The 11,938-nt window shown below is 75.4% G+C and carries 9 protein-coding genes and 4 pseudogenes; 7 read left to right on the forward strand and 6 right to left on the reverse strand.

All coding sequences use genetic code 11. From position 1 onward, the window contains the following. Positions 1-243, forward strand: a pseudogene (locus tag SZN_RS41660) (hypothetical protein); the annotation flags it as partial. 298 nt (positions 244-541) lie between these two features. Here the strand turns inward: SZN_RS41660 and SZN_RS31030 are convergent. The 4 genes and pseudogenes from SZN_RS31030 to SZN_RS31050 all read right to left on the reverse strand — a co-directional run bounded on the left by SZN_RS31030 (position 542) and on the right by SZN_RS31050 (position 5,426). After that, a complete protein-coding gene (locus SZN_RS31030; RefSeq protein WP_050815147.1) occupies positions 542-2,191 on the reverse strand; it encodes an MFS transporter in 1,650 nt (549 codons plus the stop codon). Between the two features lie 108 nt (positions 2,192-2,299). After that, positions 2,300-2,917 carry a TOPRIM nucleotidyl transferase/hydrolase domain-containing protein gene (locus SZN_RS31035; RefSeq protein ID WP_043734075.1) on the reverse strand — a complete coding sequence of 206 codons (618 nt, stop codon included), beginning with the start codon at positions 2,915-2,917 and terminating at the stop codon, positions 2,300-2,302. A gap of 654 nt (positions 2,918-3,571) precedes the next feature. Then, positions 3,572-3,810 (reverse strand): annotated as a pseudogene (locus tag SZN_RS39275) (DMT family transporter); the annotation flags it as partial. A gap of 110 nt (positions 3,811-3,920) precedes the next feature. Beyond that, positions 3,921-5,426, reverse strand: coding sequence for a SulP family inorganic anion transporter (locus SZN_RS31050; protein ID WP_007502814.1), 1,506 nt, complete (start codon positions 5,424-5,426; stop codon positions 3,921-3,923). A gap of 354 nt (positions 5,427-5,780) precedes the next feature. On the opposite strand from SZN_RS31050, the gene SZN_RS31055 reads away from it, so the two are divergent. Both SZN_RS31055 and SZN_RS31060 read left to right on the forward strand, forming a co-directional pair. Beyond that, a complete protein-coding gene (locus SZN_RS31055) occupies positions 5,781-6,179 on the forward strand; it encodes a MerR family transcriptional regulator (RefSeq protein WP_007502815.1) in 399 nt (132 codons plus the stop codon). Between the two features lie 88 nt (positions 6,180-6,267). Continuing rightward, a complete protein-coding gene (locus SZN_RS31060; RefSeq protein ID WP_007502816.1) occupies positions 6,268-6,528 on the forward strand; it encodes a hypothetical protein in 261 nt (86 codons plus the stop codon). 120 nt (positions 6,529-6,648) lie between these two features. Here the strand turns inward: SZN_RS31060 and SZN_RS31065 are convergent, their stop codons facing one another. Beyond that, positions 6,649-8,229: an alpha/beta hydrolase gene (locus SZN_RS31065; protein WP_007502817.1), complete on the reverse strand. Its 1,581-nt coding sequence runs from the start codon at positions 8,227-8,229 to the stop codon at positions 6,649-6,651. A gap of 459 nt (positions 8,230-8,688) precedes the next feature. Here SZN_RS31065 and SZN_RS31070 point away from each other — a divergent pair, with 459 nt between their 5' ends. Beyond that, positions 8,689-9,633 (forward strand): MIP/aquaporin family protein, encoded by a 945-nt coding sequence (locus tag SZN_RS31070; protein WP_007502818.1) that lies wholly within the window; start codon positions 8,689-8,691, stop codon positions 9,631-9,633. 27 nt (positions 9,634-9,660) lie between these two features. Here the strand turns inward: SZN_RS31070 and SZN_RS31075 are convergent. Then, positions 9,661-9,882 (reverse strand): annotated as a pseudogene (locus SZN_RS31075) (AI-2E family transporter); the annotation flags it as partial. A gap of 3 nt (positions 9,883-9,885) precedes the next feature. Between SZN_RS31075 and SZN_RS42900 the strand changes: the two are divergent. The 3 genes and pseudogenes from SZN_RS42900 to SZN_RS31085 form a co-directional block, all read left to right on the forward strand. Beyond that, positions 9,886-10,038: pseudogene (locus SZN_RS42900) on the forward strand (DNA alkylation repair protein); the annotation flags it as partial. Positions 10,039-10,217: 179 nt separating this feature from the next. Beyond that, complete coding sequence (locus SZN_RS31080) at positions 10,218-10,679, forward strand: hypothetical protein (protein WP_007502821.1); 462 nt, start codon at positions 10,218-10,220, stop codon at positions 10,677-10,679. 441 nt (positions 10,680-11,120) lie between these two features. Beyond that, positions 11,121-11,825: an FAD binding domain-containing protein gene (locus SZN_RS31085; protein ID WP_043734079.1), complete on the forward strand. Its 705-nt coding sequence runs from the start codon at positions 11,121-11,123 to the stop codon at positions 11,823-11,825. Positions 11,826-11,938 lie beyond the last annotated feature (113 nt).

The raw sequence follows: 11,938 nt of genomic DNA on the forward strand, positions 1-11,938 counted from the left end.
GAGGCGGCCGACGCCGCCCGGGAGGCCGGGGAGACGGCCGAGAACGTCGCCGCGTCGCAGCGGCGGGTCAGCGCACTGGCCGCCGACCTCGACCGTGCCGAGGCCGACCTCGGCAGGGCACGCGCCGACGACCGTGCGGCCCGTGAGCGGGCCAGGGACAGCGGGCGCCGGGTGCGCGAGGCAGGCCGCCGCGCCAGGACGGCGGCCGAACGCCTGGAACGGCTCACGCACCCGGACGCCTGAGCCCCCGTCACCGGCCCGCACACGGCCGTCCACCTCGTACGCGCTCGGGCCCGGCGCGCGGACGATCCCGCCGAGGGCGACGCACACGGCCGGGTCCGGACGTTGGCACGGCGGACGGCGGACGGCGGACGGCGGACGGTAGAGGGCAGAGGGCAGAGGGCAGGCGGCAGAGGGCAGGCGGCGGACGGCTGACTCGGTCGGTCGCCGCGTGGATCGCACGGTCCCTGCCCCAGGGCGGGCCGGTGGGCCGCTCCCTCCGACACGACAGTGCCCCACCGCCCGGTGTGCCCAACGGCGCCTAGGAACCCGCCCGTCGACCGGGCCGCCGGTCCGTCGCCGCCGGGGTGTCCACGGGTTCCGTGTCCGGCTCGCGCGGGGTCAGGGCCCGGCCGCCCGGGTGGCGCAGCGCGCACAGGTAGCCCACGCCCAGAGCGATGGCCATGCCGTAGAAGACCCACTGGTTGGCCTCGGCGAAGTCCGTCCGGATCGCGCTCATCGCGTTCCGCATCACCTCGGCGGTCGGGCCGGTGCCCGTCGGCGGGCTCGCGTCACCCGTGCCCGTGACGGATTCGCTGATGCTGCGGGCGGCGTCCCGCGCCTGGCCGGGCGGCAGGCCGCGCGATTCGAGGGTGCGCGTGATGCGGGAGTTCGTGACGTGCGTGAGGATCGTGCCGAAGACGGCCATGCCCACGCTGGCGGCGAAGTTGCGGACGGTCTGGGTGATGCCGGTGACCTCGCCGTACGAGGGGCCGATGGCCCGGTTCACGGCGTCGGTCGAGGCGGGGGCGAGGATGAAGCCGATGCCCGCGCCCGCGAGGGCGGCGTACGGCCACTGGTCGTGCATCGACAGATCGGTCAGCTTGCCCGCCCACAGGGCGAACCCGACCGCGCCGACCACCGTGCCGATCTTCAGGGCCGGGCGCGCGCCCCGCTTGTCGAGGATGCGGCCGCCCCACTGGGAGGCGATCGCGAACCCGGCGAAGAAGTACAGCAGGTACAGCGCCGCCTGGTTCGGCGAGGCGCTCAGGGACACCTGCGCGTACACGGAGGCGAAGAAGAACAGGGGGACGAACGCGAGCATCGCGAAGAACAGCACCAACGCGTCGACGGTGAACGCCCTGTCGCGGAAGACCCGCAGGTCGATCAGCGGGTCGCGGACCCCGCGTTCGTAGCGGACGAAGCCGTAGAGGATGAGCAGACCGCCCGCGACGCAGCCCCAGGTCGCCGCGCTGTCCCAGCCCCAGGCCCACGCCTGTTGGAAGCCGAGGACGCTCAGGCCCATGCCGAGCGCCATCAGCACGGCACCGGGCACGTCGAGCTTGCCGGTCCGCCTGCGGTCGGCGATGTGCGCGAGGGCGGTGAGCACGACGGCCACCACCGCCACGGGCACGTTCACCCAGAACACCGCGCGCCACGTCCAGGCCGTGAGCCAGCCGCCGAGCAGCGGCCCGATGGCGGTCAGCGCGCCGGTCACACCGAAGAACAGGGCGAGCGCGCGTCCGCGCCGCTCGCTCGGGAAGACCGCCACCACCACGGCGAGCGCCGCCGGGAAGAGCAGCGCCGCCCCGAACCCCTGGGTGGCCCGGAAGGCGATCAGCCACGCCTGGGCCCCGTCGCCCTTCGGGACGCAGCCGCACAGGACGGACGACACCACGAAGACCACGGTGCCGATCAGCACGATCCGGCGCGGCCCGAACAGGTCGGCGAGACGGCCGCCCAGTGCGAAGAACGCGGCCAGGGAGAGCAGATAGGCGTTCACCACCCACTGCATCCCGGAGGCCGACAGGCCGAGTTCGCGGACGATCTCGGGTGCGGCGATGGACACGATGGTCTGGTCGATGAACGTCATCGCGACGGCGAACATCATCGCCGCCAGCGCCACGGTCTGTCGCGGCGTCGCACGCGCCGCGGGCGCGGCCCCGCCACGCTCCGTGTGGGTGCCACTCATCCGTCCAGTCTGCGCCCGGCCCGGCACCGCCGCATCACCAGTCACAGGGGTCACGCGGGACCCTCCCTGCCCGACCGTCACGTGCTGGAGGAGGCGGGTGCGGGTGCGTCAGAGGTCGGCGAGCAGGGCGTCGAGCGGGGCGGGGACGCGACCGGGCTCCAGCGCCTCCACGAGGAGACGGCCGTACCGGATCTTGCGGCCCTTCTTCGTGCCGAGGAACCGCCGCAACTGGCCTCCGGCGTCGCGGCCTTGCTGGGCGGGCTGGCTCTGGAACGTCCGCAGCGGGCGCAAGTCGCCCTCGGCCCGCACGACTTCCTCGACGCGCGGGACACCGAGCGCGCGGACGAGTTCGTCCTCCAGGTCCGCCACGCAGACGAAGTAGTGCTGCTCCGCCGCCCCGGCGCCCGCCCAGCCGCGCGCGTAGAAGGGGCGCTCGCGCGCGTCGCACAGCCCGGTCAGGCGCAGACCGAGCCCCGAGGGCCCCAGCAGCCGCGCGTGCCGCCCGACGTTCATCGCCCCGCCCATGGCCACGACGCAGACCCCCTCCGCCGCCAGGTCCCGGCCGCGCAGCGCGGCCAGGGCGTCGACCGCGGCGACGTCGCTCGGTCCCTCCAGCAGGACGGCCGTGCGGACGTCGAGCCGCTCCGCGAGCTCCCGCGCGTCCTCGTCCGGTCCACCCGCCGCCCAGGCCGCGACGGCCTCCCGGAACGCTCCCATGTCCGCCATGCCCACGAGTCTGCGCCGTTCCCGCCCGCGCACGCCAGGCGATTACGGTACGCAGGGCGCGGTGCCGGCACCCGCGCGCGACCGCCTCCGGTGGTTCGATCCGGCGGTGGACCGGGTCGTGGCGTGCCGCCGTCAGAGGGTGTGCCGTAGTCAGCGGGTGTGCAGCAGTGGGCAAGCGTGCCGCCGTCAGAAAGCGTGCCGCTCAGCCGTCCCCCCCCCGGTCCCGCGGCGGACCGGGCCCTGCCCCGGCGTCCGGCACGGCCGCGCGGTACGGGGGCGTCGGGCCGGACCCGGCCACCCGCGCCGCCTCCGGGACCCGAGCGGCCACGTGCGCGGCGTTCCCGGTCGCCTGGCCGAGGACCCGGGGGCGCCCGGCGGCATCGGGCCTGACGGCGGGCACGGTGGGGCGGTCGGCGGGGGCGGGCCGCCGTGCCGGTGCGGGAGCGTGACCGCCGTCGCGCGCCGCCGCGGACATCCGGAGGGGGACCACCGGTTCCGGCCAAGGGCGTGCTTTGTGGCCGCCGCTGAGGCACCATGGGGGTGTCGGCCCGCCGCTCTCCCCCGTAGCGGCGGGTCGGCGTGGCTCCGGGGCTCTCACGCGGCCTCGCGTTCCCCGTCCGGCGCCGCGAGGTCGGCGTTCAGCGCCGTGCGCGACACGGTCAGCGGCCCGGTCGCCCGCGCCACCGCCCGGCACACGGCGGCGGCGGTCACCGCGAGAATCCCGCAGAGCCACTCCGGGCGGCGCAGCAGATCGAGGATCAGCCCGGCCCGCAGCCCCCGCGAGCGCGGCACGGTGAGCGCCGCCTTGCGCCGCCGGACCGTCGGGCCACGACGTTGCTCAGGTCCGCGCACAGCGCGAAGACGACGGGGAACAGCGTGCGCCGCGTGGTCACCTCCCGGACCGGCGGGCGCGCGAGGCCGCACCGCGCCCCCTGCCGTCATGGTCGCCCGCGGCCCGCCCGGGGCGCGATCCGAGGCCGCGCCGCCGGTGGCCGCCGCCGGTTCAGTGACCGCCGGTCAGTTCTCCGGTGAGCCGGCCGTGCAGCCGGGCGCTGTGCTCGTTCAGGCCGGTGATCTCCACGGTGGTGCCCCGCCGGGCGTACTTCGTCGCGACGGCGTCCAGTGCGGCCACCGAGGAGGCGTCCCAGATGTGGGCGTCCGACAGGTCGATGACCACCTTCTCCGGGGCGGCGGCGTAGTCGAACCGGCCCACGAGGTCGTTGGACGACGCGAAGAACAGCTCGCCGGTGACCCGGTGGACCACCCGCGAGCCGTCCGGGTCGGTGACCGCGGTGACCTCCGTGAGGTGCGCGACCCGCCGGGCGAAGACGATCATGGCGGTGACGGACCCGACCACCACGCCGATGGCGAGGTTGTGCGTGGCGACCACGACCGCCACGGTGATCGCCATGACGGCGATCTCGCCCGCGGGCATCCGGCGCAGCGTCGCCGGCGCGATCGAGTGCCAGTCGAACGTCGCGAACGACACCATCACCATCACGGCGACCAGGGCGGCCATCGGGATGTCCGAGACGACCGGCCCGAAGACGATGCACAGCACCATCAGGAACGCCCCGGCGAGGAAGGTCGACAACCGGGTGCGGGCGCCCGACACCTTCACGTTGATCATCGTCTGGCCGATCATCGCGCAGCCGCCCATCCCGCCGAAGAAGCCGGTGACGATGTTGGCGATGCCCTGCCCCACGGACTCGCGGGTCTTGGAGGAGCGGGTGTCGGTGATCTCGTCGACCAGCTGCGCCGTCATCAGCGACTCCATCAGCCCCACCAGCGCCATGGCTCCCGCGTACGGGGCGATCGTCACGAGGGTCTCCCAGGTGAACGGCACGTCCGGCAGTCCCGGTACCGGCAGCGCGGACGGCAGTTCGCCCTTGTCGCCGACGGTCGGCACGGCGATCCCGGCCGCCACCGTCACGACCGTCAGCACGACGATCGACACGAGCGGGGCCGGGACCACCGTCGTGATCCTCGGGAAGAACACCATCAGCGCGAGACCGGCGGCGAGCAGCGGATACACGGGCCAGGGCACGTCCGTCAGCTCCGGGACCTGCGCCATGAAGATCAGGATCGCCAGCGCGTTGACGAACCCCACCATCACCGAGCGCGGCACGAACCGCATCAGCCGGGCCACCCCGAGCGCGCCCAGCACCACCTGCACGACACCGGCCAGGATGACCGCGGCGACGAGGTAGCCGAGTCCGTACTCCCGGTTCAGCGGCGCGATGACCAGCGCCACCGCCCCGGTCGCCGCGGAGATCATGGCCCGGCGCCCGCCGACGACGGCGATCGTGACGGCCATCGTGAACGAGGCGAACAGGCCGACCGCGGGGTCGACCCCGGCGATGATCGAGAAGGAGATCGCCTCGGGGATCAGCGCCAGCGCGACCACCAGGCCGGCCAGCACCTCGGTGCGCCACACCTTCGGGTCGCGCAGCCACTCGGGCCGCAGGGCGCGCAGCCGCGCGACGGGGGACAGTACGGAGGAGGACAACGAAGCAGCTCACCAGTCGTGATCGGGCACACCCCGGCGGCGGGCCGGGGAGCGCGGAGACAGGGCACGGCGGGACCGCGGGCTACCCGCCGGGCGGGCCGCCGCGGGGGCCGCGGTGCCTGACGGCCGCCTTCGGGCCGCCGTGTCACCGGGGGCGGCATCGGCCCCGGCACGGCGACGGCCGGGCGCGGACGCCCGTACCGTGAAGGACGGCGGGCCGGGGTCTACCCGGCCGGCACCCAAGGAACTCTACCCTGACGTTAGGGTAGAGATCGGCCGGCCGTCGTACGGGGACGCGGGCGGGCCTGCGACGCGACACCCCCGGGGACGAGAAGGACCGTGGCCAGCACCCATATGCAGATCGGCGAGGTCGCCGCGCGCACCGAGCTGTCCCTGCGCACCATCCGGCACTACGAGGAGACCGGCCTCGTCGTCCCCTCCGCCCGCTCCCAGGGGGGCTTTCGCCTCTACACCGAGGCCGACGTCACCCGTCTGATGGTGATCCGGCGGATGAAACCGCTCGGCTTCACCCTGGACGAGATGCGCGAACTGCTGGACGCCACCGACCGGCTCGACGCGGGAGAGGTCTCCGCCGGGGAACGGGAGCGGCTGCTGGAACGCGTCCGCGGTTTCGAGGAGGCCGCGCGGCGGCGGGTCGCGGATCTGCGGACGCAGCTCGCCCGCGCGGAGGACTTCGCGGCCACGCTGCGCACGCGCATCGACGCGGCGACGGCGACCGGCCCGACCCCCTGATCGGCCGCCCCCGGGCGGCCCGCCCGGCCCGCCGGCGCGGGAGCCCACCCCGCGTGCGCGCGTCCGCACCAGACCGCACCCTGGTCCCATGGCCAGCGCACAGCCGATCGTCATCTACCCGCTCGCCGAGGACGGCGGGCGCCGCGTCCGCGTCAACGAGCGGTTCGTGGGGCTGGCCTACGGGCTGCTGGACATCGTCGAGTTCCTGCGCCTCGCGGGTCTGGAGGACGTCGACGACGACTGGGTGCGGCAGTCCGCGCTGATCGAATGGCGGGGCGAGGGCCCGGACGGCTGGCGGCCCCGCCACGACGGCCCCGCCACCAGGACGCGCCGCCCGCGGCCCATGTGACGGCGGCGCCCACCACGGCCGCCGGAGCTCTGGCGGCAGGGCCCCGTCCGGACACGACACCGCCTCCGGACGAGCCCTGCCGGACGCGACACCGCGTCCGGCAGGGGCGGCGGGTGGGGCTCAGGGCGCGGTGCGCGCGCAGACCGGATCGCGGCGCGGCAGGACACCGGTGGCGAGGTAGGAGTTGACCGCACGGTCCACGCACGCGCTGCCGAAGACGCCGTACACCGCGTGCTGGTCGGCGCCGCGCAGGGTGACGAGCCGCGAACCGGGCCAGGCGCGGCGCAGCGTCACCGCGTTCCGGTAGGTCGTGCGCGGGTCGCCCGTCGCGTTGACGAGCAGCGCCGGTACGTCGTCCCGGATCGCCGTCGGCTCCTCGCGCGGCGGCGCCCAGAAGGCGCACGGGCCTATCCCGTAGGTGACCGGCCCGAACAGCGGGTCGCGCGCCCGCGCCCGCTGGACGTCGCGCCAGTACACCTGCGGGTCGCGCGGCGCGGCCACGTCGCCGCACAGGATCGCCGTCTGGGCGCTGCCGTAGGCCGAGTCGGCCCCCGTCAGGAGGAAGGCGAGCGCTTCGGCCAGCCAGAGCGAGGGGGTCACCGCCCGCCCCTCGGCGGCCCGGCGCAGATCGCCCACGGCCCGCGCCAGGTCGCCGTACGCGGTGTCGTTGTCCTGGGAGAGGCCGGTGAACAGGACCAGGGGGAGCACGCTCTCGTCCACCCGCAGGTCGCCGATCCGCAGGGGCGCGCGCCCGGCCGCCGTCCGCACGCGCTCCACACCGGCGAGGACCGCCTGCCGGGTGCTGCCGAGCCCGTACGCCGTGTCACGGCCCGCGGCCCAGGACGCCCAGCGGCGCAGGGCACCGCTGTTCGCGGACTCGGTGCCGCGCAGCAAGCGCGGGCCGTAGCGGCCGGGGTCGACCACGCCGTCGAGCACGATCCGGTCGACGCGGTCGGGGAACATCGTGGCGTAGACCGAGCCGAGATAGGTGCCGTACGAATAGCCGAGGTAGGACAGTCTGCGATCGCCCAGCGCGGCCCGGACGACGTCCATGTCCCGTGCCGTGTTGCGGGTGCTGACGAACGGCAGCACGTCTGCGGCGCGGGTGCGGCAGCGGCGGGCGAGGTCCTCGGCGAAGGCGGTCGCGCGGTCGAACCCGGCCCGGTCCGCTCCCGCGCCGCGGATCGAGGAGCCGGTGGGCCAGCCGCAGTCCAGCGGAGTGCTGCGCCCGACGAAGCGCGGGTCCACCCCCACCACGTCGTAGCGCCGGCCGACGTCCTTCATCGCCGCCCGCACCCAGGGCGGGTCGCCGAGGGTGGGTCCGCCGGGTCCCCCGCCGTTGAGCAGGAGCGGGCCCACGCGGTGGGCGGTGTCCGTGGCCCGGATCCGGGAGATCGCGACGGTGACGGTCCGCCCGTCCGGGTCCGCGTAGTCCAGCGGGACCGTCACGTCCGCGCACCGGGCGCCCGCCCGCTCCAGCTCCTTGCCGGCGCTGTCCTGCGGCCCCTGGACGCAGCTGCGCCAGTCCAGGCGCTGCTGCTGGAAGCGGGCGAGGGGGCCGGGCGCCGCGGCGGCGGGCAGCGCACCGGCCCCGAGGGCCCCGACGACGGCGAGCGCGACGGCTGCCGCGCCGCGTGCGGCGGGACGTGAACGGGAGGGGTGCGCACGGCGCTTGCCGGAGCGTGGGGCGAACACGGCCATCAGGGCGGTCCTTTCGGCGGGTGGGACGACGGGTCGGACGTTCGGTCCGGGCGTTGTCACGCTACGGACGCCGGGCACGGGTGATCCATCCGGCGGGCAGGCGTCCGCCGGTGGGGGCAGCCCCCCTGCCGAAGCGGGGGAATCCCGGAGGTGGCGCCGGCTTCGGCATCCGATGGCCCGTGTCACGGCCGCGCCCCCCGCTCGGCCCTGAGCGGCACGCCGACCGCGTCCTTCGGGTCACGGGGCTCACCCGGCCGCCCGCGCCGCCCGATCCCCCGAGCCCGGCATCCCACCCGAACGGCCCCTCTCCGATCGCCGCCGCCGCCGCGGGGCGATACCCATGGAGAGTCGTCCCACGACGACCTTGAAACGAAGGCCCGATGGTGCTTCCCCGCGCGCCGCCCGGTGAGGCGGCGCGCGGCCGCAGGACAGCACCGCGCGACTGCTTGGGAGGCTCGCATGGCCGTGGAGATCCCGCCGTTGGTGAAACCCTCTCGGCTCAGGCGCCGCGGGGGTCTGCTGGGCGAGTGCCTGGCCGAGTTCCTCGGCACGTTCGTCCTGATCTCCTTCGGTGTCGGCGTGGTCGCCATGGCCGTCGCCGCACTGCCCGGCTCCGGCCGCACCGCCGGACCCACCACCTTCTTCCTCGGCGCCGGAGACTGGCTGCTGATCACATGGGGCTGGGCCATGGCCGTCGTCTTCGGCATCTACGTGGCCGGCGGCGTCAGCGGCGCGCACCTCAACCCGGCGGTGACCCTCGCCTTCGCCGTGCGCCGCAAGTTCCCCTGGGCCAGGGTCCTGCCCTACTGGGCGTCCCAGATCGTCGGCGCGTTCGCCGGGGCCGCCCTGGTGTACGCCGTCTACCACGACGCCATCAACGCCTTCGACGACGCCAGCAAGGGGCCCAAGACGGGCGGGCACACCCTCGCCTCGTTCTCGATCTTCGCCACCTTCCCCGCGCCGTACTTCAACGGCGGCATCTGGGGCCCGCTCATCGACCAGATCGTCGGCACGGCCTTCCTCGTCATGCTGATCGTCGCCGTCGTCGACCTGCGCAACACGGCCGTCAAGGCGAACCTCGGACCGCTGGTGATCGGCTTCGTGGTGGCCGCGATCGGCATGTCCTACGGCGCCAACGCGGGATACGCCATCAACCCGGCCCGTGACTTCGGCCCGCGGCTGTTCACCTGGATCGCCGGCTGGAAGGACCTGGCGTTCCCAGGAAGCCTGTCGGGCTCGTTCAGCGCCTACTGGTGGATCCCGATCGTCGGCCCTCTCGTCGGCGGCGTGATCGGCGTCCTGCTCTACGACCTGTTCATCGGCGACGTGCTGCACCTGCGCGCCAAGCAGGGCACCCCGCCGGAGCCGGGCCGTACGCGCGAGACGACCTCCGACGACGAGTAGCCCGCGGACCGGACGAGGACGACGCCGCTACGCGTCGCCGCCGGCCCCGGACCCCACCGGTCCGGGGCCGGTGTCCGGTCCGCGCAGCGCCGGGTGGACCGACCACGCCACCGCCGTCAGCGGCACGGCGACCACGGCACCGATCACCCCCGCGGCGACGGCCCCGCCGACGACCGCCGACGCGACCACGACGGGGTGCAGGCGCACCGCCCAGCTCATCACGACGGGGTGCAGCAGATGCCCCTCGACGGCCACTGCCTGGCCCGCATCGGCATCGAAGACCCCGCCCACCGCGCCCGCGCCCTCGCCGTCGGGGAGCGCCTGGGGGTGCTCAAGGACCACCCGACGTCCCCCGGCCGCACGTCCCCCTGCGCACCGGCGTGGATCGCGGAGATGGTGCGCCGAGGGGGTCAGGGCGCCGGGCGCCCACCCCGGCGGCGGAGTCCAAGGGGCGCCCGGGGCCAACGCGGCGCGGGCCGCCCTGCACCGCCACCGGCCGCCCGCAGGGGCCCTCGCGCAGCGGCTCCCGGCCCGCCGCGACCGGACCGCGCGCCGGAGCGTCGCCGAGGAGAGCGAGGACACCCGTGGACGAGCGTGAGCAGACCCCCGACGACACCCTCGTGCGGCGGCGCCCCGCCGGAGTCGACGACCGGACGGTGGAGGCGCTGGGCGCGCTGTCCAAGGCCCTGGAGACGACCGAACGGGCCCGGGGCCGCCTCTACGGCTTCCACCAGCTGACCGGCAGCGCGGACCTGCAACTCGACGAGGCGGTAGACCTGTTGGAGCGGGCCGGTCACCACGCGTGGGCCGACCGGATCCGCACCGAGATCCTGGGGCGCAACGTCATCCCCGGGCACTGGACCTTCCAGATCGTGGAGGCGTACGACGCCACCTACCACCGGCCGTTCCGCACACTGGAGGCGGACGCCGTGCGCGAACTGGCGGACGGCCGGCCGCACTTGTACGAGGCGGAGCTGAAGGAGGCCCGCCGCACGCGCGGCCACCCCGATCACACCGCGTCCCCGACCGCCGCCGAGAACACCTGACGGGCCCGGCCGCCGCCCGCCCCTCGCCGGTACGGCGGGGCGCGGTGGCCGCAACCGGTTCCTCGCCGGTACGGCGGACCACGGGTGGTCGGAAGCCGTTGCTCGCCGGTACGGCGGACCACGGGTGGTCGGAACCCGTTGCTCGCCGGTACGGCGGACCACGGGTGGTCGGAAGCCGTTGCTCGCCGGTACGGCGGACCACGGGTGGTCGGAAGCCGCTCCTCGCCGGTGCGGCGTGCCGTCGACGGTCGGAACCCGTCCCGCGCGGCGGCGGTTGAGGTGGCCGGAACCCACCGCGCGGAGCGTGGGCGGCGCTGGACCGCGTGCGCGTGTGAGCCCTGTACGCGCCCCCCGAGAGCGAGATTGTCTTACCGCGGGGCACGTGACCGAAACACGCCGTACACGGCCCCGTCGACTCACGAGAAAGGCAGGGTGGTCACGGTGCACTTGCGTCTGCCCACGTCGGTGCCGGAAGCGCGGGAGTGTCTGTCCGAGGGGGCCGTGCCGATCGGCGGGGCGACCCTCCTGTGGGCCACCTGGCAGCGGGACGGCTTCCCCCAACAGGCGATGTCCCTGCGTGAGTTGCCCGAGGCCAACGTCCTGGAGCGGGGCCGCGTGGGCGCCGCCGTGGTGCTGCACCGGATGGACGGCCGGATGCCGGACGCCCTGCGGCTGGCCGCCTCGCAGGTGGGCACGGGGGCGGTCCGGCGCAGCGCGACCGTGGGAGGCAACGTCGTCGGCAGCACCCTGCGCTGCCTGCTGCCCGCCGCGCTCGTGCTGGACGCGCGGGCGACGGTGCTGGAGGCCGACGGGGTACGCGAGACGGACCTCGCCGAACTGATCGCCAAGCGGCCCCTGCTGCTCAGCCTCGGGTGGCGCGATCCGATCGCCAGCGCGTTCTTCAAGGGCGCGGGAGAGGCGGGCGGGGCACCGCCCCTCGTGGTCGCCTCGGCCCTGCACGACGACGACGGAACGGCCGTCCTGCGCGTCGCCCTGCGCGACGGCCACGAGTTCCTCGCCGCGAGCGTCCCCCGCGCCGCCGACACCGCCCGGACCCTCGGCGCCCTGCGCGACTCGGCCCTCGCCGACGCCCCGCCCGCGGCCTGGGACGTGATCCGGTCCCAGGCGGAGTCGCTGCCGACCTGACGCCGCCCGCGGCGCGGCGCCCGCGTACGGCGCGAGCGGCGTCGAGGGCACGGGGCCGCGGCCCCGGCTCGACGCGCCGGCCGGGTTCGCCGCCACCGGTCGACCGGCGCCGC

Origin of the sequence: Streptomyces zinciresistens K42, assembly GCF_000225525.1 — a bacterium.
Classification (GTDB): domain Bacteria; phylum Actinomycetota; class Actinomycetes; order Streptomycetales; family Streptomycetaceae; genus Streptomyces; species Streptomyces zinciresistens.

What these genes read in the sequence shown, in the direction of transcription:
- SZN_RS31030 (WP_050815147.1), bottom strand. Translation starts at nt 2,191, where the DNA reads ATGAGTGGCACCCACACGGAGCGTGGCGGGGCCGCGCCCGCGGCGCGT.
- SZN_RS31035 (WP_043734075.1), bottom strand. Translation starts at nt 2,917, where the DNA reads ATGGCGGACATGGGAGCGTTCCGGGAGGCCGTCGCGGCCTGGGCGGCG.
- SZN_RS31055 (WP_007502815.1), top strand. Translation starts at nt 5,781, where the DNA reads ATGCAGATCGGCGAGGTCGCCGCGCGCACCGAGCTGTCCCTGCGCACC.
- SZN_RS31060 (WP_007502816.1), top strand. Translation starts at nt 6,268, where the DNA reads ATGGCCAGCGCACAGCCGATCGTCATCTACCCGCTCGCCGAGGACGGC.
- SZN_RS31065 (WP_007502817.1), bottom strand. Translation starts at nt 8,229, where the DNA reads ATGGCCGTGTTCGCCCCACGCTCCGGCAAGCGCCGTGCGCACCCCTCC.
- SZN_RS31070 (WP_007502818.1), top strand. Translation starts at nt 8,689, where the DNA reads ATGGCCGTGGAGATCCCGCCGTTGGTGAAACCCTCTCGGCTCAGGCGC.